The 19671-nt window shown below is 68.8% G+C and carries 21 protein-coding genes; 8 read left to right on the forward strand and 13 right to left on the reverse strand.

The genetic code is table 11. The features are described 5' to 3' along the window. The first annotated feature begins 26 nt into the window (after positions 1 to 26). Positions 27 to 926, forward strand: coding sequence for a LysR substrate-binding domain-containing protein (locus tag AAID08_RS16225; RefSeq protein WP_054502347.1), 900 nt, complete (start codon positions 27 to 29; stop codon positions 924 to 926). Positions 927 to 946: 20 nt separating this feature from the next. On the opposite strand, the gene AAID08_RS16230 is transcribed toward AAID08_RS16225, so the two are convergent. Then, a complete protein-coding gene (locus tag AAID08_RS16230; protein ID WP_254603913.1) occupies positions 947 to 2164 on the reverse strand; it encodes an MFS transporter in 1218 nt (405 codons plus the stop codon). 120 nt (positions 2165 to 2284) lie between these two features. On the opposite strand from AAID08_RS16230, the gene AAID08_RS16235 reads away from it, so the two are divergent. After that, positions 2285 to 3229 carry a LysR family transcriptional regulator gene (locus AAID08_RS16235; RefSeq protein ID WP_064528863.1) on the forward strand — a complete coding sequence of 315 codons (945 nt, stop codon included), beginning with the start codon at positions 2285 to 2287 and terminating at the stop codon, positions 3227 to 3229. A gap of 26 nt (positions 3230 to 3255) precedes the next feature. Here AAID08_RS16235 and AAID08_RS16240 read toward each other — a convergent pair whose 3' ends face one another. The 3 genes from AAID08_RS16240 to AAID08_RS16250 form a co-directional block, all read right to left on the reverse strand. Further along, positions 3256 to 3666 carry a MerR family DNA-binding protein gene (locus AAID08_RS16240; protein ID WP_054502344.1) on the reverse strand — a complete coding sequence of 137 codons (411 nt, stop codon included), beginning with the start codon at positions 3664 to 3666 and terminating at the stop codon, positions 3256 to 3258. A 110-nt stretch (positions 3667 to 3776) separates the two neighbouring features. Beyond that, a complete protein-coding gene (locus AAID08_RS16245; RefSeq protein ID WP_054502343.1) occupies positions 3777 to 4538 on the reverse strand; it encodes a cobalt ABC transporter substrate-binding protein in 762 nt (253 codons plus the stop codon). Between the two features lie 413 nt (positions 4539 to 4951). Beyond that, the gene (locus AAID08_RS16250; RefSeq protein ID WP_064528861.1) at positions 4952 to 5545 is read right to left on the reverse strand and encodes a TetR/AcrR family transcriptional regulator C-terminal domain-containing protein; all 594 of its coding nucleotides are present in this window, start codon (positions 5543 to 5545) and stop codon (positions 4952 to 4954) included. Positions 5546 to 5611: 66 nt separating this feature from the next. Here AAID08_RS16250 and AAID08_RS16255 point away from each other — a divergent pair, with 66 nt between their 5' ends. Further along, positions 5612 to 7150: an FAD-dependent monooxygenase gene (locus tag AAID08_RS16255; RefSeq protein WP_175189489.1), complete on the forward strand. Its 1539-nt coding sequence runs from the start codon at positions 5612 to 5614 to the stop codon at positions 7148 to 7150. Positions 7151 to 7162: 12 nt separating this feature from the next. Here AAID08_RS16255 and AAID08_RS16260 read toward each other — a convergent pair whose 3' ends face one another. Genes AAID08_RS16260 through AAID08_RS16270 form a run of 3 tightly spaced genes read right to left on the reverse strand, consistent with a single transcriptional unit; the run spans position 7163 to position 9398 of the window. Beyond that, a complete protein-coding gene (locus tag AAID08_RS16260; RefSeq protein ID WP_064528857.1) occupies positions 7163 to 7909 on the reverse strand; it encodes a BPL-N domain-containing protein in 747 nt (248 codons plus the stop codon). 50 nt (positions 7910 to 7959) lie between these two features. Further along, complete coding sequence (locus AAID08_RS16265; protein ID WP_269875519.1) at positions 7960 to 8676, reverse strand: siderophore-interacting protein; 717 nt, start codon at positions 8674 to 8676, stop codon at positions 7960 to 7962. A gap of 17 nt (positions 8677 to 8693) precedes the next feature. After that, positions 8694 to 9398, reverse strand: coding sequence for an O-methyltransferase (locus tag AAID08_RS16270; RefSeq protein ID WP_064528853.1), 705 nt, complete (start codon positions 9396 to 9398; stop codon positions 8694 to 8696). A 134-nt stretch (positions 9399 to 9532) separates the two neighbouring features. On the opposite strand from AAID08_RS16270, the gene AAID08_RS16275 reads away from it, so the two are divergent. Then, positions 9533 to 10366 (forward strand): helix-turn-helix domain-containing protein, encoded by an 834-nt coding sequence (locus tag AAID08_RS16275; RefSeq protein WP_054502337.1) that lies wholly within the window; start codon positions 9533 to 9535, stop codon positions 10364 to 10366. Between the two features lie 481 nt (positions 10367 to 10847). Continuing rightward, positions 10848 to 11339: a substrate binding domain-containing protein gene (locus AAID08_RS16280; protein WP_395756621.1), complete on the forward strand. Its 492-nt coding sequence runs from the start codon at positions 10848 to 10850 to the stop codon at positions 11337 to 11339. A 42-nt stretch (positions 11340 to 11381) separates the two neighbouring features. Here AAID08_RS16280 and AAID08_RS16285 read toward each other — a convergent pair whose 3' ends face one another. Then, a complete protein-coding gene (locus AAID08_RS16285) occupies positions 11382 to 12356 on the reverse strand; it encodes an alpha/beta fold hydrolase (protein ID WP_054502332.1) in 975 nt (324 codons plus the stop codon). Between the two features lie 87 nt (positions 12357 to 12443). Between AAID08_RS16285 and AAID08_RS16290 the strand changes: the two genes are divergently transcribed. Beyond that, positions 12444 to 12881 carry an Rrf2 family transcriptional regulator gene (locus AAID08_RS16290; protein WP_144657780.1) on the forward strand — a complete coding sequence of 146 codons (438 nt, stop codon included), beginning with the start codon at positions 12444 to 12446 and terminating at the stop codon, positions 12879 to 12881. Here AAID08_RS16290 and AAID08_RS16295 read toward each other — a convergent pair. Beyond that, positions 12828 to 13847, reverse strand: coding sequence for an AraC family transcriptional regulator (locus tag AAID08_RS16295; RefSeq protein ID WP_395756622.1), 1020 nt, complete (start codon positions 13845 to 13847; stop codon positions 12828 to 12830). The two genes, AAID08_RS16290 and AAID08_RS16295, sit on opposite strands and share 54 nt — an antisense overlap. A gap of 73 nt (positions 13848 to 13920) precedes the next feature. On the opposite strand from AAID08_RS16295, the gene AAID08_RS16300 reads away from it, so the two are divergent. Next, a complete protein-coding gene (locus tag AAID08_RS16300; protein WP_395756623.1) occupies positions 13921 to 14757 on the forward strand; it encodes an SDR family oxidoreductase in 837 nt (278 codons plus the stop codon). Positions 14758 to 14777: 20 nt separating this feature from the next. Here the strand turns inward: AAID08_RS16300 and AAID08_RS16305 are convergent, their stop codons facing one another. Beyond that, complete coding sequence (locus AAID08_RS16305) at positions 14778 to 15632, reverse strand: SDR family oxidoreductase (protein ID WP_064528838.1); 855 nt, start codon at positions 15630 to 15632, stop codon at positions 14778 to 14780. 169 nt (positions 15633 to 15801) lie between these two features. Here AAID08_RS16305 and AAID08_RS16310 point away from each other — a divergent pair, with 169 nt between their 5' ends. Further along, positions 15802 to 16740, forward strand: a complete 939-nt coding sequence (locus AAID08_RS16310; RefSeq protein ID WP_054502328.1) for an AraC family transcriptional regulator — start codon at positions 15802 to 15804, stop codon at positions 16738 to 16740. 5 nt (positions 16741 to 16745) lie between these two features. Here the strand turns inward: AAID08_RS16310 and AAID08_RS16315 are convergent, their stop codons facing one another. Genes AAID08_RS16315 through AAID08_RS16325 form a run of 3 tightly spaced genes read right to left on the reverse strand, consistent with a single transcriptional unit; the run spans position 16746 to position 19582 of the window. Further along, on the reverse strand, positions 16746 to 17954 hold the full coding sequence (locus tag AAID08_RS16315) for a hypothetical protein (RefSeq protein ID WP_064528836.1): 1209 nt from the start codon (positions 17952 to 17954) through the stop codon (positions 16746 to 16748). A 54-nt stretch (positions 17955 to 18008) separates the two neighbouring features. After that, complete coding sequence (locus AAID08_RS16320; protein WP_395756624.1) at positions 18009 to 19022, reverse strand: hypothetical protein; 1014 nt, start codon at positions 19020 to 19022, stop codon at positions 18009 to 18011. A 2-nt stretch (positions 19023 to 19024) separates the two neighbouring features. Next, positions 19025 to 19582 (reverse strand): hypothetical protein, encoded by a 558-nt coding sequence (locus AAID08_RS16325; RefSeq protein ID WP_231133086.1) that lies wholly within the window; start codon positions 19580 to 19582, stop codon positions 19025 to 19027. Positions 19583 to 19671 lie beyond the last annotated feature (89 nt).

Below are 19671 nucleotides of genomic sequence, written 5' to 3' on the forward strand. Positions count from 1 at the left end.
CGGCTCGTCTCCCGACCGTCAAACGCATGAATTTCAAACAAGTCGAGGCCTTCCGCGCCGTCATGATGACGCGCTCCATGACCACCGCGGCCGGCCTGCTGCACACCTCGCAGCCCAACGTCAGCCGCTGGATCGCGTTGCTGGAAAAGACGCTGGGATTCGTGCTGTTCCAGCGCGTCGGCACCCGTATCATTCCGACGCCCGAGGCCGAGGCCTTCTACGCCGACGTCGAACGCGCCTTCATCGGCCTGGAATCGCTCAACGACAGCGCCAGCTCGATCCGCCGGCGCGGCACCGGCCTGCTGCGGGTCGGCGCGGTCGGCTCGATCACCCAATGCGTCCTGCCCGACGCAATCCGCCTGTTCCGCGAAAAGCATTCGGACATCCCGGTGGTGGTCAACACGGGCGGCTCCGACGCGGTCGCCAAATGGCTGGCCACCGGCGTCTGCGATATCGGCTTCTGCTCGCTGCACACCGACCTGCCGGGACTGCGTTACGAGCGCATCAACACCACACACGGCGCCGCCATCGTGCCGCGCGCGCATCCGCTGGCGGCGCGGGCCGTGCTGACGCCCGCCGACTTCCGCGACCAGGACTTCATCTCGCTGCCGGCCGGCAGCTTCAACCGCGCCGCCATCGACCGGCACTTTCCCGACGACACCCGCGTGCTGTCGATCGAAACGCCGTACGCCACCACCATCTGCAGCATGGTCGGCAAGGGGCTGGGCGTGTCCATCGTCAACCCGGTGGTCCCGCGCGCGCTCGGCATCGCCGAGCTAAGCGAAATCCCGTTCTCGGAAAAAGTGGAGTTCCACAGCTACGCCGTCACCTCCGAGCACCACCCGGTCAACACGCTCGCGCGGCGCATGGCCGATTGCGTGCGCGAGACGTTCGCGGCGTTGGAACGACCGCCGGCGGCGCGCTAGCACGCCGGCAGCGCCGGCGCTCAACGCGCCGCCCGCCGCCGGCCGGGCTTGAAGCCGTGACCCCTGGCGCTCCACGCCACCGCGATCGCCACCCCCAGCAGCGCCAGGATGCCACGCGGCAGCGCCTGCGCGCCTGCCGTTTCGAGCAACACCCCGCCCAGCGCCCCGCCCGCCGCAAAGGCCAGGTTGAACACCGTCACCAGCATCGATTGCGCCACCTCGGCGCCCTCGCCCGCGGTATCCGCCAGCGCCGTCTGCAGCAACGTCGGCGCGCCGCCAAAACTCATGCCCCACAGCGCGATCGCCACGAATACCGCCGGCCCCGTCGCCCACCCCAGGCCCAGCGCCAGGGCCACCAGCGCAAACACGCCCAGGCTGGCCAGCACCAGCGCCCGCAGGCCACGGTCCACCAGCAGGCCCGTCATCCAGATGCCGCACAGCGCCGCAACGCCAAAGACCAGCAGCGCCGCATCCACGCGCCCGGCCAGGCCGCGCGCCGCCATGAAAGGCGCGATATAGGTGTACAGGGTGTAGTGCGCGAGGATCCAGAACAGGATGACGGCCAGGACCGGCCGCACCCCCGGCGTCATCCAGACCTGCCGTAGCGGCAGGCGGCGGCGGGCAGCCTGCCCAGGGTAATCGGGCACCGAACGCAGCACCCATGCCGCCAGCGCCACGCTCAACCCGGACAACGCGCCGAACACCGCGCGCCATCCCGCCAGCTCGCCCAGCCACGCGCTCAGCGGCACGCCGAACGCCAGGGCCATGGGAATGCCGACCATCGCCACCGCCATCGCGCGTCCCTGCAACGGGCCCGGCACCATCCGCCGCGCATAGCCGGCCAGCAGGCTCCAGGCCAGTCCGGTGGCAATACCGGCCAACAGGCGCGCCGCCAGCGCCAGTTCGAAATACGGCGACAGCGCGGTCACCGCATTGCCGACGATGAATCCGGCCACCGACAACAGCAGCGCGAGGCGCCTCCGCCACGCGTGCAGCGCGATCGTCAACGGCATCGCCGCCAGCCCCGAGCCCAACGCGCAGGCCGTCACCCACTGCCCCGCCCAGCCCTGCGACACGCCGAAGCCGCGCGCAATCTGCGGCAGCAGGCCGGCGGCCACGGTTTCATTGGCGGTCGCGATGAAACTGCACATCGTCAGCGCCAGCAACGCCGCCATCGGCAGCCGCGGCGCAGCGGCCTGCCGCTCCGCGCTTGCCGCCGCCCCGGAAATTCCGTTCATGGTTCGCACTCCTTTGCCCCTCAGGGGCCACACCCCGATTGAAGAGGCGCCAGTGTGCTTCTTGCGGATTTATTTGATAATTGGCCCATTCATTGAATGACTTTCAAATCTGGATTTGAAATGGCGACGGACCGATTGGGCGATATGCGTTTATTCGTGGAAGCGGCGGCATTGGGCAGCCTGTCGGCGGCCGGGCGCAAGCTGGGGCTGTCGCCCGCCGCCGCCAGCGCGCGGCTGATCAAGCTGGAGGCCGCGCTGCGCACCCGGCTGTTCCATCGCAGCACGCGCCAACTGCAGTTGACCGACGAAGGCCGTCTCTACCTGTCGCACTGCGAGATCGCCCTGCGCGCCGTCGAGGACGCCGAGGCCGCGCTGCACGCGGGCCAGAACGCAGTGCGCGGCAAACTGCGGATCTCGGCCTCGGCCGATTTCGGCCGCCACCTGCTGAGCCAGTGGCTGGACGAATTCAGCGTCGCGCACCCGCAGTTGAAAATCGCGCTGACGCTGTCGGACTCGCTCTCGAACCTGTTGCAGGACGACATCGACCTCGCCATCCGTTTCGGTCGGCCGCAGGACGGCGCGCTGGTCGCCCGCCCGCTCGCCCCCAACTGGCGCGTGCTGTGCGCCTCGCCCGAGTATCTGGCGCGGCACGGCATGCCGCGCGTGCCCGCCGATCTGGCGCATCACACATTCGTCGTGCTGGTCACCGCGGCCGGTCCGTTGAACACCTTTCACTTCGCGCGGGACGGCCGGTCCGAGACCTACACCGTACCGCTGGACCAGGCCTGGGAAACCAACGACGGCGCGCTGGCGCGCCGCTGGGCGCTGGCCGGTCGCGGCATCGCCCGCAAGACCATCTGGGACGCCGCCGACGACATTCGCGCCGGACGCCTGGTAGCCCTGTTGCCTGAATACCGCGTGGCTGAAGCCGGCGTGCACGCCGTGTTCCACGGCACCCGCTACCTGGCGCCGCGCGTGCGGCAATTGCTGGATTTCCTGGTGGAGCGCTTCGCCCGCGCCAGCGACGGCCTGCCGGCGCAGGCATCAACGCGAACCGCCCCGTGACCGGCGGCCGGCCCGCAATTGACGCGCTAGGCCGTCCTGCCCATCACCCGCGCCAGCACGCGCTGCGCGCAGAGCTCGCGGTCGGCGCCATCGGGGCGGGTCGCGGCATCGCGCATCAACGCCACCAGTTGCGCCTTGCTATGAGCCAGCCGCGCCTCCAGCGACTGGATCTTGTCCACTTTGCGCCGCAACGCCGCCAACAGCGCGGACGGATCCCAGCCATCGCGCCCGAGCGGCAACAGCGGCCGGATTTCGTCCAGGCCGAAGCCGGCCTGCTGCGCCGCCGTGATGAACGTCAGCGCCAGCATGGCCTCCGGCAGATAGGTTCGGTTGTCGGCGTGCGGGCGGGTCACCGTCTTGAGCAGACCGGCGCTCTCGTAGGAATGGATCCGCGATGGAGCCAATCCGGTGCGTTGCGCCAATTCCCCGATATTCATTCCTGACCTTGTAGAAAAACACCGGCGAAACGCCGGTAAATGCATGGCCGCGAGCCATGCGACGATCCGCCACGGCGCGCGGCCCGTGGCGAATCGCGGACTGCGCGGGCTTACTTGGCAGCGGCGGCAGGCGCGGCCTGCACCTTGTTGGGCGGACGCACCGGCACGGCGGGCAGCGGCGCGGCGCCATCCGGCTTGACGAAGGTCAGCGTGGCCACATAGCCGATGGCGTCGTAGTGCTCGGGTCCGCTTGCGCCCGGACGATCACCCGGCGTGCGGTCGATGTGCATGGTGCGCAGCACGTACTGCGTTTTCCACGGCAGGCTGAAGTGGGCCTTGCCCTGCTCATCGGTGTAGGCGGTCTGTTCCCAGCCCGAGTCCACCATGGCGACGAGCTTGGTCTTGGGCAGCGGCTGGCCCTTGAACACCACCTGGAACTGGCCGGCCTGCCCCGTGGGGACGATGTCCATGACCAGCTTGGGCGCCGTCGCGGCGGCCGCGTCGGGCACGTAGCGGGCATTCATCTGGAACCAGGTCTGCAGCGGTTCGCCGCCATGCTTGAACGTACGCAGCGTGTTCATGGGGCCGTCGACCACCACGCCGTCCTTGCCACCCACCTTCTGCGACAGCGTGAAGCCATCGGCGGCCTTGGTCGCCGTCAACGGCACCTCGCCCTTGGCGGTGAGCAAGGTCGCCGTCATCTTGTCAAAGCCGTCCAGGTATCCCGGCGAGGCCTCGCGCAGGTTCTCGGCGAATTCTCCGAAACGGATGATGGCGGGCTTGCCCGCGGGCTGTTCGATCCAGACCTGGTGGGCCTGCGCGGTGGCGGTCAGCGCCAACGCCGCGATCGCGAGTGACAGGGTTTTCTTCATTGCGTGCTCCGGAAAATGAAACGTGGGAGTGAACAGCCGGCGCGCCGGGCGCATGGCCACGCCTCGCTCCGTTCCGGGGGAATGGAAAACCGCGCCGCGGCGATCGACGGCGCTCGCTCGGTCCGAGCATTGAATCCTGGCATTCGAAGACAACCCAAAATCACAAAGGAGAATCAATCAATCACGATTATGTAAAACGACCTGGGCATGTCAAGGAAGCGACCCGCCGCCGAATGGCCCCCGCGCGGACCGCCGCCATGCACCGTCGGTCCCGTGCGCAGCGGCCTCGCGCGGCGCGCCGGACCCACGCGAAACCGCCTGGGACGGAGAATCAAAATCGGACTCTTCGTCGGCCGGCCCGGCCCCGGCAATGTCGGCGGCCTGGCGGTGGCACTCGCGCCGCCGTCGCGTCATCAGGCCTGCGCGCCCACCCGGCCGCGCAGGCCGTCGACGATCACGCCAAGTCCGAACTCGAACGCCGCCTCGGCATCCATGGCCCCGGCCAACTCGTTCCCGCCGACCGCCTCGTCCGCCCCCCCTTGCGTCATGGCCGCGCGCGCCTGTTCCTCGAGCACGCAGCCCAGCGTGTACTGCCCGGCCGCGAACAACGCCATGCCCGCCTGCTCCCGGGTGAAGCCGGCGCCGACCAGGTAGGCGACCTTGCGCGCGATGCCCGCCAGATCGCCCGGCCCCGGGGCCGTGCCTGCGTGCAGGCGCGCCCCGTCCCGATGGGCCAGCAAGGCGCGGCGGAAGCTGCGCATGTTGTCCGCGAACCAGGCGGGCCATTGCGCCGCGCTCGCCGGCACCGCGAGTGTGTGGTGCCGCGCCAGCACGGCCGACGCCATCTCGCCGAGCAGCACCGACTTGTCGCGGAAGTGCCAGTAGAGCGTCGCCGACTCGACGCCAAGCTGCTGCGCCAGTCGCCGGGTCGAGAGGCCATCCAGCCCCACCTCATCCAGCAGCTCGAGCGCCACGTCCACCACTTGTTCCCTGCGGATTTTTGCCATGGTTGATTTCTCTAACGGTGATAGATTAAATTATCAGTGATAGATTTTACCCAAGAAAGGTGTCACATGCCTGCATTTCCCTCGCGTACCGCCGTCCTGATCGTGGGCGGGGGCCTGGTCGGTCTGAGCGCCGGCCTCTTCCTGCAACGGCTCGGCGTTCCGTTCATCCTCGTCGAAAGGCAACAGGGCGTCTCGCCCCTGCCCCGCGCCCGCGGCATCCACACCCGCACCATGGAGCTGTTCCGCCAGGTCGGCGTGGAGCAAGCGGTGCGCGCGGCGGCCGACGGCGCCTGGAAGCAAGGCGCGTTTGGCGGCGCCCGCCGCGGCGCCACCCTGGTCGACGCGCAACCGATCATCAACATCCCGGCCATGCGCGCAAAAATGGCCGCGGCCGGCGCCTCGCCCACCGGCTTCGTGGCCTGCCCGCAGACCTGGATCGAACCGGTGCTGCGCCACGCCCTGCAAACGCGGGGCGGCGATGTGCGTTTCGGCCATGAAATGCTGGCGTTCGAGGACTCGGGCGCCTGCGTCAGCGCCCGGGTGCGCGGCCCGGACGATCACGAATCGGTCATCGAGGCGGATTGGCTGATCGGCGCCGACGGCGGTCGCGGCGCCATCCGCCGGCAACTGGGCATCGGCAGGACGGACACGGCCGCCCCTCAACACCTGGTCAACATCTTTTTCCAGGCCGACCTGGCCCGCGTCGTCGAAGGCCGCACCTTCAGTCAGTGCGAAATCGCCAACGACACGGTGCGCGGCCTGTTCCTGGCGATGAACAACACCGACAAGTGGTCGTTCCACCTGGAATACGATCCGGCCCTGGGGCCGCCCGCCGACGACGCCCTGCCGGGGCTGGTGCGGGCGGCGATCGGGCTGCGGGATCTCGAGGTCCGGATCCTGCAGCACGGCGCCTGGAACACCGGCGTATCCGTCGCCGATGCCTATCGGTCCGGCCGCGTTTTCCTGTGCGGCGACGCCGCCCACCTGATGCCGCCCTGGGGCGGCTTCAACGCCACCACCGGCATCGCCGACGCCCACAACCTGGCCTGGAAACTCGCCGCGGTCATGCGTGGCGAGGCAGTTCCGGATCTGCTGGACAGCTACGACGCCGAGCGGCGCCCGCTGGCGCTGCGCAATGGCCGCCAGGCGCTGCTGCGCACCGACTTCGACGCCCGCTTCGGCATCGAGACCGAGCGCAATCGCGACAGTTTCAGGGAACTGATCGACCCCGGCGCCCTGATCCTGCGGCACCGCTATCCGGCAGCCGGGGCGCCCACACACGCCGAGGCGCCGGCCGCCGTTGACGTCCTGCAGGCCCAGACCGGCACGCGCTTTCCGCACGCCTGGATCCAGCGCGGCGCCGAGCGGCTCTCGACGCTCGACCTGTTCGGTGACAGCTTCGTCCTGCTTGCCGGTCCGGCGGCATCGATCGCGGCATCGACCCGCGCCAGCCTCGATCCGGCCACGCCCCGCGTGCTTGCCGCGGGCCGCGACTTCGTCTTCAGCGACGGCGACTGGGGCAGCCTGACGGGCCTGGCGGACAGCGGCACGGTGCTGGTGCGGCCCGATGGCTTCGTGCTGCGTCGCTCGGATGACGGCGCATGACGACGGCCGGCCTCAAAGATCGAGCTGGTCCAGCAGGTCCTTGAACAGGTCGCGCTCGGGCATCTCGTCCAGCGCAATGTCCGCGTCCACGAACCACGATTTCCCGGCTTCGGGATGCGGGCCGCTCAGGACCACCAGGCCGCGCTCGAACGAATAGCGGGCCGCGGCCAGATCGCCATTCTCGTAGGTGGCGATCGCATGAAAGCGCGCATCGCCGGGTTGCGGCCGCAGGTAGGGGCCGTCCTGGAAGAAGACGCTGTCGTCCCTGCCCGCCCAACGGACAGCGACCGCCGCGTCCTCGATGGTCTTGATCGGGAAGCCGGGGCGGCCGACTTCCGAATCCAGGTCCTGCGCGATCAGGCCCAGGTTGGACGCGTCGGCGAGGTAGGCGCCCATGCACAGCCCAAGATAACGTCCGCCGCGCGCGACGAAACGGCGGATCGCGTCCACCCGCTCGTCGCCCAGGCTGCTCAGCGCGGCGGGAATATCCTGGCCGCCGCCCGGCTGCACGTACACGTCGTAGCGCGCCAGGGTGGCGTCGGAGATGTCGATCGGCTCGTCGGGGCCGACGAAGTCGACCTGATAACGCGCGTCCGTCTTTTCGATGGCGCGCCGGGCCGCGGCCGCGCAGGAGTCGCACGCGGCCGGCCCGCGATACACCGCGACGCGCACGGACCTGTCCGCGGTGCCGGCAAGCGCCGCGGCGGGCGCGGCCAACGATAGCGCCAAGGCCAGAAGCAGGAAACGCAGGAACGCCATATCGACCCGTCAAAAACCAAAGTATAGGCAAGTCCGATTACGCCCCCGCGTCAGTCCAGTCCCGTCTTGCCGGGCGCCCAGTATGCCTTGGCCATGATGCGTCCCGAGGCAACGCCCAGCGCTTTCAACGCCTGGCGCAGGCGCTGGATGGTCGACGCCCTGCCGGTCAGGATGAAGGCCGCGCCCGCGGCCGCCAGTGGCGGCAGGCGATGCTCGATCGCATCGAGATGCGCGTCGCCGGCCTGCCGGCCGAACAGTTCGACCGCGTCCAGCCCGAGCCGCGCCAGCGCATCGCGAACAGCGGCCGCCTCGTTGACCTCGAGCAGGCAGCGCGCCTCGCCCCCCATCGCGCGTTGCAGGGCGCAGGCGACGCCAATCGAGGTCTCGTCGCCCAACAGCACGCAGGCCCCCACGGAGCGGTCGAGATTGAGCGACGCGCGCGGACCGAACACATCGCACGCCTCTCCGGGCTCGACGCGTTCGGCCCAGGCGCTGCCGGGGCCGCCGCCATGCGAGTACGCCACGATGCGGGTGCGTCCGGTTGCGGCGTCCCAGTCCATCGGCGTGTAGGTCCGCGCGACGAAGGCCGACCCCATCGCGATCTGCACTTTCTGCCCCGGCACCCAGCGCGCTTCGCGGAACGCGGGACTCTGCAGCGTCAGCAGGCGCAAGCCGCCCGCCAGGCTTTCAGCCGCCATGATGCGCGTCGGCTTCATGAAAAGCCGGGTGAAAGCGCGGCTCATGCGGCCCTGCGAGGAATTCGTCATTTCTGCGCGCTCCCCGTTCATCGCGTCACGATGGTGAATTCGTTGCCGCGGCCCTCGGTGACCGGCAGCGGTTGCGACAGATAGCCGTTGGCGGGGTCGCGCACGTAATCCAGGTAGTCGTTGCCCTGCGTCCAGGCGTTCTCCGCCAGAATCGGGGCTCCGCCGCGCAAGTGCGGCTCGAGCAGCTTGAGCACCGGCAGGTAGAGGCTGAAGGCGCCGTCGAGCAGCACCAGGTCGACTTCGCCGTCGACCTGCGCCAGCGTCTCGCGGGCGTCGCCGACACGGATCTCGACCAGGTCCGCCAGGCCGGCGGCCTCCAGGTTGGCGCGGGCGCGCGCCGCCTTCGCCGGCTCCAGCTCGGTGCCGATCAACTGGCCGCCCCCCATGTCGCGCAAGGCCGCGGCCAGGTAGATGGTGGAAATTCCCATCGACGTGCCGAACTCGACGATGCACGTGGCCCGCCGCGCCCGCGCGCATTGGTACAGGAACCGGCCGTACGCCGGGGCGACATTGAGGAAGTTGCCGGCGTAGCCGCGATACACGCCGCGCAGGTCGCGCCGCTCCTCGGCCACCATGTCAGCGATGATGTCGGCATAGGCCTGCTCGGACAGCGCGGCCATGCCGCCTTCGAACTGGTCCATCAGGCCCTTGTCTGCGATCTCCGCCTCGGCCAACAGGCGTTGCAGGGTGTGGGCGACGCGCCCGCTACTCAGTGAATCCATGATTGCTTCCTTTGGCAATGAACGGTGGCGGATCGCACCGCCGTGCCGCCATCGTAGGAAGCCCTGGATCTGGCAGCATTGGTAAACTGCGCCAACAAATTCCGAATTCCTGCCAATCCCGCGCAATCGCCGCCATGCCCGTCCTGACCAACCTCGACGACGCCCCGGAATGGACCGATCCCGACCTGGTGCCGCGCCCCGTCGTGACCATGGGCGCCGCCGGCATCGACGTGGCCAGTCTGGACCTGCACGGATTGGATCGGCTCGAAAAGGACTTCCATCGCCATCGCAAGGCGCAACTGATGCTGTTGCTGCGCGGCGTGCTCACGTGCGAGCTCGAAGGCGCCCTGTGGCTGGTCCCCCCGCAAAGCGCGCTGTGGGTGCCAGGCGATGTGCTGCACAAGATCACCGCCGCCGGCACCATCGAGGTCTACGTCGCCTTCGTCGAACCCGCGGTCGCCGCCGACCTGCCCGCCACCTGCTGCGCGGTGTCGACCACGGCGCTGCTGCGCGAACTGGTGATCCGCTCCGCGCAACTGCCGCTGCTGTACCCGGAAGATGGCCCCGCCATGCACCTGGTCTGCCTGCTGCTGCATGAATTGGCATGCGCCCCGCTGGGCACCCTGCACCTGCCGATGCCGTCCGATCCCCGCCTGCGCAAGATCGCGCAGCTCATCATGGAGCATCCCGCCGACCGCGGCACCATGCAGAGCTGGGCGCGGCGCGTGGGCCTGAGCGAGCGCACCCTGGCGCGGCTGCTCACGCAGCAGACCGGCATGAGCTTCGGCCGCTGGCGCCAGCAATTGCATCTGATGCTGGCGGTGAAATGGCTCGGCACCGGCGCGTCGGTGCAACAGGTGGCCGATGAACTGGGCTATGAAAGCGCCGGCGGCTTTGTCACGATGTTCCGCAAGGCGCTGGGGACGTCGCCCGCACGCTACATGGCGCAACGGCGCGCGGCGGGCTGAGCCCCGGCGTACGGATCGCGCGCGCCACGCCAGCTAATGATGCATCAAACCCGGACGGGGTCTGGCGGTGGCAACGCCACCCCCGACAAGGCAGCGCATTGCGCCAGAAGCTCGTCCTGCAACGCGAGATCCAGCGCCTGAGGATTCGCCGCCTTGCGTTTCAGATGGTAGAAGTACGCCCCGGTCACATCGGCCCGGCGGTCCTCCCCCGCGGCCAGCCAAGCCTGGGTGCGGTGCGCCTGGTCCAGATCATCCGGCGCGCCCGGACCTCCCATCCGTGTCGGCACCCACCCCGGCTCCAGGGCGTTGGCGTAGACCTGCGGCCAGCGCCGCGCCCAGCAATGCACATCCGGCGCCGAACGCGTACACGGCTGCATAGCCGAAATGGCGGGCGATGACGCCCGCCGCCGGCCCCGCCAGGCCATAGGCGATATCGAGAAAGGCCACGAACGCGGTGCAGGCGCCTGATATCGGCGACCTGGTGACTGAAGGCATTGACGTGGCGGTGCGCTTCGGCCCGCAACCGCCGTCCACCATGACCTCACGCCTGCTGCTGCAGACGCGCGTCCTGACGGTGGCGTCACCCGCGTACCTGGCGCGCCACGGCCGGCCCAAGCGACCCGAGAAACTGGCCGAGCACGATTGCATCCAATACATCGACCCGCGCCGCGGCCGACCTTTCGGCTGGGAGTTTCATCGCGGGCGGGAAGTGTTGCGGGTGGACACCCGGGGGCCGCTGACGACGACAGACGTGGACCTGATGGTGCAGGCGTGCCTGAACGGCGCCGGCGTGTCGCAGGTGCTGGCGCTGAACGTGCGCGAGCTGCTGGCCGACAGGAAGCTGGTCGAACTGTTTCCGGAATGGAACGGCGAGACGTATCCGCTGTATGTCACCCGGCCGTCGCGGCGCCTGGCGCCGGCGGCGATGGAGGCGTTCCTGGATTTCTGTTCAGATATCTGCGCCGGTCTCTAAGCGGCAGGAGGGTCCAGCGGCAAGGCGTCTACCGACGGCGCGTCACAGCCCGCGCAAAAACCCGATCAACGCCGCGTTGACGGCATCCGGCGCCTCTTGCGGCAACCAATGCCCGGCGCCGGCAATCACCTGGGAGCCGCGCAGATCGGGCACGAGCCGCGGCATCGCCTCGATGATCTGGCGCATGCCGGGAATGGCCAGTCCCGTGTCGTACTCGCCCGCCAGGTACAGCGCCGGCACCTCGATAAGCAGCCCTGCGAAAGCGGCCTGGTCCCGCCAGTTGCGGTCCAGGTTCCGGTAGTAATTCAAGCCGCCGCGAAAGCCCGATTTGGCAAACGCCCGCGCGAACTGCGCCAGGTCTGCCGTGGAAAGCCACGCGGGCAGCGCGGCCGGGTCGGGCAACACATCCAGCAGCCCGCCGCCGCGCGGCACCATGCCGAAGGGATTGGGCGTCGTCGCATCGCGCGGCCCCAACGCGCCCGACGCGCAGACATAGATCTTGCGCAACGTGGCCTCGGCATCCCGCTCGAATGCCGTTTCGGCCAGGCCCGGTTCGGAAAAGTAATGCGTGTAGAACCACGCCTGCTCATTCTGCGGGAACAGAAGGCTCGGCGCCATCGGCGCGCGTCCCATCATCGGCACCCCGAGCGCCGCCACGGCCCGGAACCGATCCGGGCGCAACTGCGCCGCCTGCCAGGCAATCGACGCGCCCCAGTCGTTGCCGACCAGCACCGCCTGGCGCTGGCCCAGCGCGTCCGCCAGCCCGACCAGATCGCCGATCACATCGAGCGCCGAATAGTGCGCGATGTCCGGCGGACAGTCGCTGTCGCCATAGCCGCGCAGATCCGGCGCGACCGCGTGAAACCCCGCCTGTCCCAGCGCGTCAAGTTGATGGCGCCACGCATGCGACGTCTCCGGAAAGCCATGGCAGAGGATGACCAGCGGCCCCTCGCCCTGCTCCCTCACATGGAGGCGGATACCGTTGGTCTCGATGAAGCGTTGGCGGGCTGCGGGCATGTCGGTTCTCGATAAAAGCGTGAGATGGCACAAATGTTCGCCAAAAGAGTAACATTAAAAGTTGCACATTTCCACGACCCCGAATCCATGCAACGAGACACCCGCCTCGCCCGCCTGCTGCACGTCCTGGTCCACATGCACCTGCGCGGCGGCACGACCACGTCGCAGACCATCGCGCTGATGCTGCACACCAATCCCGTGGTCGTGCGCCGCACGATGGGCGCGCTGCGCGACGCGGGCTTCGTCACCTCCACCGGCGGCCCGGGCGGCGGGTGGACGCTGGCCCGCGATCTGGACACCCTGACGGTGCGGGACGTGTGCGAGGCCATCGCGCACACCACGCTGTTCGCGGTCGGCCCGGCGCAGGACAATGACGCCTGCCCGGTGGAAGCCGCCGTGAACCGGCGCATCAACGCCGCGCTGGCGGCGGCCGAAGCGGCGCTGATGACGGCGTTCGGGGAGGTTCCGCTGTCAGAGATCGCGGGGGAAATCAGGGCGCCGGCGGCGCGCGGGCGGTCGCGGTGACACGGGTCGCGACGGTGGCGCTCCCTCGGGCGCATCCCTCCTTGCAAACACGCTTGGCGATAGCCCCACCGAGCGGCTGAACGCCGCGCTGAAGGCGCTCGCGGACTGATAGCCGATTGCATGCGCGACCTCTCCCAGGGACAAGCCGTCATGGCGCAACATGTCCTTGGCCAGCGCCATGCGCCAGCGCAGCACATACTCCATTGGCGGAACGCCCAGGACTTGCATGAAACGGGCCGCGAACGCCGCGCGCGACATGCCGATCCGGCCCGCCAGTTCCTCGATGGTCCAACGGTGCGCGACATCGCCATGGATCAGGCGCAACGCGGCCGCCATGCGCGGATGCGCCAGCCCGGCCAAGAGGCCGCCAGGAGGCACCGCGCCGTCCGCGCGCGACGGATGCCAGCGCAACGCCTCGATCAGCATGATTTCGGCCAGGCGGGTGAGGATCGCATCGCCGCCAGGCCGCGGGTTCACGCTTTCCTCGCCAATCACGCCGGCTATCCAGCGCAACCGCTCCGCGCCGCGATCGCCCGATTTGATATGCACCACCCTCGGCAACCGTTCCAACAGCAACGGCGCATTCGCGGCATCGAACATGAAGAAACCGCCCAACATCCTGACGGCAGCCTCGTCGCGCGGCTCGCCGTGACGCACCTCCGCCACGGGCTCGGTCGTGGCCACGCGTATCGTCGGCGTCTTCAACGACTCCGGGTCACTGCCCATCCTGAAGCCCGGCGTGGAAGGCAACAGCAGGTAGTCTCCCGCCTCGAACAGGAATGGCTCGGCGCCGTCGACCTGGAGCCAGCACGCGCCGGTCAGCATCAAGCCGAAACTGGGATGCCCGGAGTCGGGATATTGCACTGCCCACCGCCCCGCGCCACTGACGAACTTGGACAGAACGGTTTGTGGACGCAGCAAGGCCACGATGGCGCCCAGCGGGTCTGAATCAAGACGATCTCGCATGGTTTACAGATTATTCGCTATTCATCGTCTTGGTCAACCGATCTACGATGGCCCTATCGAACAAGGAGCGACTATGAAGACCGCACTGATCACCGGCTGCTCGTCGGGCTACGGCAAGGCCACCGCCGACAATTTCGCCGCGCACGGATGGAACGTCATCGCGACCATGCGCCGCCCGGATCCGGAGATGTTCCGTTCCTCGGGGCCAGGGGCCGTGCGCGTCGTGCGAATGGACGTCACCGACGCGGACAGCATCGACCAGGCCATCGCTCAGGGGCTGGAAGCATTCGGCCAGATCGACGTCCTGGTCAACAACGCCGGCATCGGTTTGCTCTCGCCGCTGGAATCCACGCCCCTGGCAACCATACGCGAGGTCTTCGAAACCAATACCTTCGGCGTCATGCGTACGAGCCAGGCCGTCATCCCGCTGATGCGCGAACGAGGCCAGGGCACGATCATCAACGTCACGTCCAGCGTCTGTTTCGCGGGCATGCCACTGGTGGCCCCGTACGCGGCCAGCAAGTGGGCCATCGAAGGCTTCACGGAGGCCCTGTACTACGAATTGCATTCCGTAGGAGTGCGCGTGCGCCTGGTCGAACCCGGCTATGGCCCCGGCACCGCGTTCACCGCGAACGGCATGCCGCGCATGAGCGGGCTGGTCACCGCCCCTTATGAGGCGTATGCGGCCCAACTGTTCGCGCAACTGGGCGCGCCCGGCGCTGCCGTAACGACGCCCGAACAGGTTGCCGCGGCCATCCACGCCGCGGCAACGGAAGAGAGCGAGCAGCTGCGGTTTCCGGCCGGTCCCGACAGCGAGCATCTGGCGAACGCGCGCTGGCACAGCAGCGACGCCGAATTCCTGGCCGGCATGCAGGCAATGCTGCGCCTGCAACGCCAGCCCGCGCGCTGACATTGCCGGCGCGTCGCCGTTCAAGCAAAGTCCGTTCCCACCCCCGCCCGCTGGCGCCACGCATCGAAATCCCCCCGCACCGTCTCCAGCTTCTGCTCGGCCAGGTCATTGGCGATCTTGCCCACGAACAGATGCAGCGGCGGCGCGTCCAGGGCCGCGACCTCCTGGATCAGCAGGGCCAGCTTCTCGGGATCGCCGTCCTGCCGGCCGTTCATGCCTTCGCGGTGCAGGTCCAGCGAGGCCTGGGCCGCGGTGTAGTCGGCGATCTTGCGGCGCGCGATGACCAGGCTGTTGTCGTTCAGGAAGTCCGTGCGCACCGGGCCGGGGTACACCACGGTGGCCTTGACGCCGAATTCGGCGGTCTCCGCCGCCAGGGTCTCGGTCAGCCCGGCCAACGCGAACTTGGTCGCCACGTAGCAGCCCCAGCCCGCGTAGCCGCCGGCGAAGCCGGCGATCGAGGCGACGTTGAAGACGTGGCCGCTGCCCTGCCTGCGCAGGTGCGGCAGCGCATGGCGCAGCACGTGCAGCGGCGCGAACACGTTGACATCGAAGTTGCGGCGCACCTCGTCGTCGTCCAGCGCTTCCAGCGGGCCCTGCTGGCCGTAGCCCGCATTGTTGACCACGTAGTCGATGCGGCCAAAGGCGGCGATGGTCTTGTCGATGGCGGCCTGGACGCTGGCCTCGGACACCAGGTCCACCTCCAGCGCCAAGAGGCGCGGATGCTCTTCGCCCAGCGCCTTGTGCAGGCCGGCCAGCGTGCGCGAAGTGGCGGCCACGTAGTCGCCGCGCGCCAGCAACTGGCGGGCCAGCGACAGCCCGATGCCGCGCGCCGCGCCGGTGATGAACCAGATCTTGTTGGTTTGGATCGTCTGCATTTCCTGATCTCCTGAGGGGTTGGATTACAGGATCAAATGCTAGGCGCGGCGGCCCCGTCCGGATAGGCACAGGGCTATGGGATGATTGCCTATTCCTCTTTTCCGCCCTTTATTTATCGCGGATTCGGTGCAAAATGATGCCCAAGACTCTTAGCCAAGGCATTCCCCCATGACGGCACCGCATCCCGCCCGTGACACCATGTCCGCCCTGCTCGCCCAGCTCGCGCCGCACCAGGGCTACACCCGGTCCCAGCTCGACGGCGTGCGCTTCATGCGCGCCGACCACCCGCTGGGACGCACCCCGGTGCTGTACGAACCCTGCATCGTCATCGTCTGCCAGGGCAGCAAGCGCGGCTACCTGGGCGACAAGGTCTACCGCTACGACGCCCGTCATTACCTGGTGCTGTCGGTGCCGCTGCCGTTCTCCACCGAAACCGACGCCTCGCCCGAGGAACCGCTGCTGGCCATACAGATCCGGCTCGACCCGACCACGATCGCCGACCTGGTTCTCTCGCTGGACGGCCGCGAAGGCCAGACGCCGCCGGCGCCGGAAGGCATCACCTCCACGCCGCTGGACGATACGCTGGCGGACACCACGCTGCGGCTGCTGCGGGCGCTGGCCTCGCCGGTCGAAGCCCGCATCATCGGCCCGGGCATCGTGCGGGAATTGTGTTTTCGCGTGCTGGTCGGCGAACAAGGCGGCGCGATCCGCGCGGCGCTGGCCAGCCAGGGCAACTTCGGCCGCATCTCGCGGGTGCTGCAACGCATCCACGACGACTATGCGCAGCCCATGGAGGTCGCCACCCTGGCGCGCGAAGCGGGCCTGAGCGCCCCCGCCTTCCACGCCCATTTCAAGACCGTGGCGGGCACCTCGCCCATCCAGTACATCAAGTCCATCCGGCTGCACCAGGCCCGCCTGCTGATGATCCGCGACAACCTCACCGCCGCCGCGGCCGCCGGACGCGTCGGCTATGAAAGCGCGTCACAGTTCAACCGCGAGTTCAAGCGCCTGTTCGGACGCAGCCCCGGCGAGGAAGCGCGCGAGATGAAGACCGTGTTTTCGCTATTGCCGGCCGCGCGGCTGGAGGGGCTGGCGGCCACGCATTGACGCCGTCAATAGTCCCGAACCGCATCGAACCAACGCAGCGCCTGCGCCTCCGTCACGCCCAGCTCGGCCAGCCGCGCGAGCTGGCTGAATTGCCACACGGCCTCGCCGATGTCTTCGCGTTCGGCGGTCTCGATGCCCTTCATCCCGTTGAAATGGCCGGCGAACGCCTGGATGGCCGACTGCGCCGCGTCGGCGTCACGGGCGCCCTGCAAGGCATCGAGGGCAATGTCATAGGCCGCGTTGGCCGACTTCGCCATGCGGCCGCTCCATCCTGAAAACGGCCGCCCATATTCGCTTTGCCACCACTGCGGCTTGCGCAGCTTGCTGACCGACGTATAGTCCGCCCACGCCCGGACCTTTTCCCGCGCCTTCAGTTGCGCCTTCAAGCGCTTGCCGGCGTCGTCATCGACGTTAAAGCCAATGAACCGTTCCAACAGCGGCCAGGTGTCCAGCGGCGGCAGGCCCGCCAGGTCCGGCGCGAAGCGGATCTCCAGGCTCTTCAGATGCGGCAGCCGGGCCAGCGCGTCCCAGTCGGAAAAGCCGCCCCACAACGACAGGCGCTCCAACCCGGCAAAGCGCTCGATCCCCTGCAGCGATATTGGCTGCGCCAACGGCTCGCCGTACAGCGCCAGCGTCGTCACCGACCGCAGCATGCCCAGGTCGGGCAACTCATACGGCGCCTGGCTGGCGCGCCGGCCCAACGCGGGATGCAGCGACAGCATGTCCGGCGTCGCCCCCGTGACGGCGATCCGGGAAAGATCGCCCAGCAGGCCCAGCCGCAACCCGCCTGGCACCGTGATGTCCAGATGCCCCGCCACCGCATCGAGCCGGATCTGCAGCGTCTGGATATCGGCCGCGCGGGCGTCGATGCGGCGCGTGTCGGCAAACGCCGGCGCCCAGGTGAACTGTTCGATCGGACGCCGCTCGGACCAGCGCAGGAAGCCGCTGTCATTGCCGTGGTAGTAGAGGTGGCGCGGCCACGGCGACCCGGCCGGGGTGGCGAACGGATCGAACGCCGGCCAGTGAATCACGTCATCGAGCGCCACGCGCAGATCGGCCTTCGGGTCCACGCCGGCCGGCCCGATGACCAGGTCCCCGCGCCCCGCCTCCCTGACCAGCACATGGCTGTCGGGCCCGGTCAGGCCCAGCCGGAAACGGCCATCACGGGTCACCGACCCCGCAGGTTCGCCGGACACATCGATGGGTTCGGACACACCACACTCCCTTTCGTCAGCAAGATTCAGCACGCCTGCCGGGCTGGCAAGCGGTCACAACGTCATGGGGGGCTGCTCTTCGATCCGGAAAGACAGCTCCCTTTGCCCCAGCGCGCCGGCGTCCACGTATTCGAATTCCACGCGCTGCCCCGGCTGGGCGGCGGGCCCGAGATGGTCGACCCGATACATCACGCCGCCCACGCGGTAATTGTGGGCCAGCGACACCGTGAGCGAGTTCGGCGTGCGCAGGCGATACGTCAAGGCCTCTTCCACCACCCCGCGCACGCTCTGCTTGTGACGCGCGCGCTTCAGGCGCGGACTGCGCATGCCCAGCACCAGCCCCATCAGCGCCAGGACCGCCGCCAGCAGGATCACCGGCGGCACGAACAGGCTGACCGCCAGCGGCGCCAGCGCCGCCAGCAGGAAGAACTTGCGCACGCCCCGCTCTTCGCGTCTCACGTTCTCGCGATCGGCGTCGCTGATCTCCTCGAGCGACGTCCAGGCCTGCCCGCTCATCGGGTAATCCACCCGCAGCAACAGGCCCGGCGCATCCGGCAGCAACGGCAGCACGTGCAGCCGCACCGGCAGATCCGTCAACGCCACGGCGTCGGCCGGCCGGGCGCCGCTGCGGGTATCGCTGGTGACCTCGTTCCAGAAAGGCAGCGCCACCTCTACCCGCTGTTCGCCAAACACGTAGCTGATGCCCGGCCGCTCGCCCGGCCCGAAGCCGGTCAGGTGTCCGGACACGATCTGCTTGGTCCCCCGCCCCTTGAGCGCGCGCGCGACGCTGCGCCAGGCGCGCGGCACCCGCAGCAACCGCCGCCCGAAGAACGCCACGCCCACGCCCGCGCCGACGGCCACCAGCAACACCATCACGCCATCGGCGCCGCGCAGCGAGCGCCATTCGGACACGGCCAAGACGCCGACCAGCAGGATCGTGCTGCCCAGCAGCAGGAACACGAGCAGGCAGGCTATCAGGGCCAGCGTCTTGCCGCGGGTGCATCGGCGCAGCAGCGCGATGTCGTCGCCCGTCAGCGGGGCCTCTTCGATCCGCAGGGCATCGCTCATGCTCAATACGTCGCGAACGGCACTTCCACCTTCAATGCCGCGCCAACCGAGGCCGGGCGCAGGCTGTAGGTGGTGACGCCGCCATCGTCGTCGGCCAGCGAAGCATCTTTGCGCGTCACGGTGTAGCGCTGGTCGCCAATCTCCAGTGCATCCCGCGCCGCCGCGCGGGCATCGGCCGGCACCAGCAAGCCGCCCCGCGCATCCGCGCCGCCGCCGAATTCGTGCCCGGCCAGCGCCCCTTCGACGCGCAGCAACTGCACGCGCGGCCGGTACGGCGCGGCGTCGAGGTTCCAACCGTTGGTCAGGTCGGTGATCCACGGGCCGGGAATGTCGTAGGTGCTTTCCAGCTCGGCCTCGGTGACCGCTTCGCCCTGCACCACCAGGCAGCACACCACCTTGCCGGCCTTGGCGTCGAAGGCCGCCCACTTGCTCGCCACCGGCGCGGCGGCGGGCAGCATCGAAAAATGGAATTGCTTGTCGAGCCGGGAATCGGAGACCTTGCGCCATGCGCCGACCTGCGGCTGCTGTGCGTGGACGATCGTGGACGCCAGAAGGGTCATGGCGAAAACGCTTGCTCGGAACAATGAAGGTGTCATCTGGCGCGGTATGGATAGGGGAGCGGACGCATCGACCCGCAATGCAATGTTGC

Origin of the sequence: Achromobacter sp. EB05, from assembly GCF_044232075.1 — a bacterium.
Taxonomy (GTDB): domain Bacteria; phylum Pseudomonadota; class Gammaproteobacteria; order Burkholderiales; family Burkholderiaceae_B; genus Achromobacter; species Achromobacter dolens.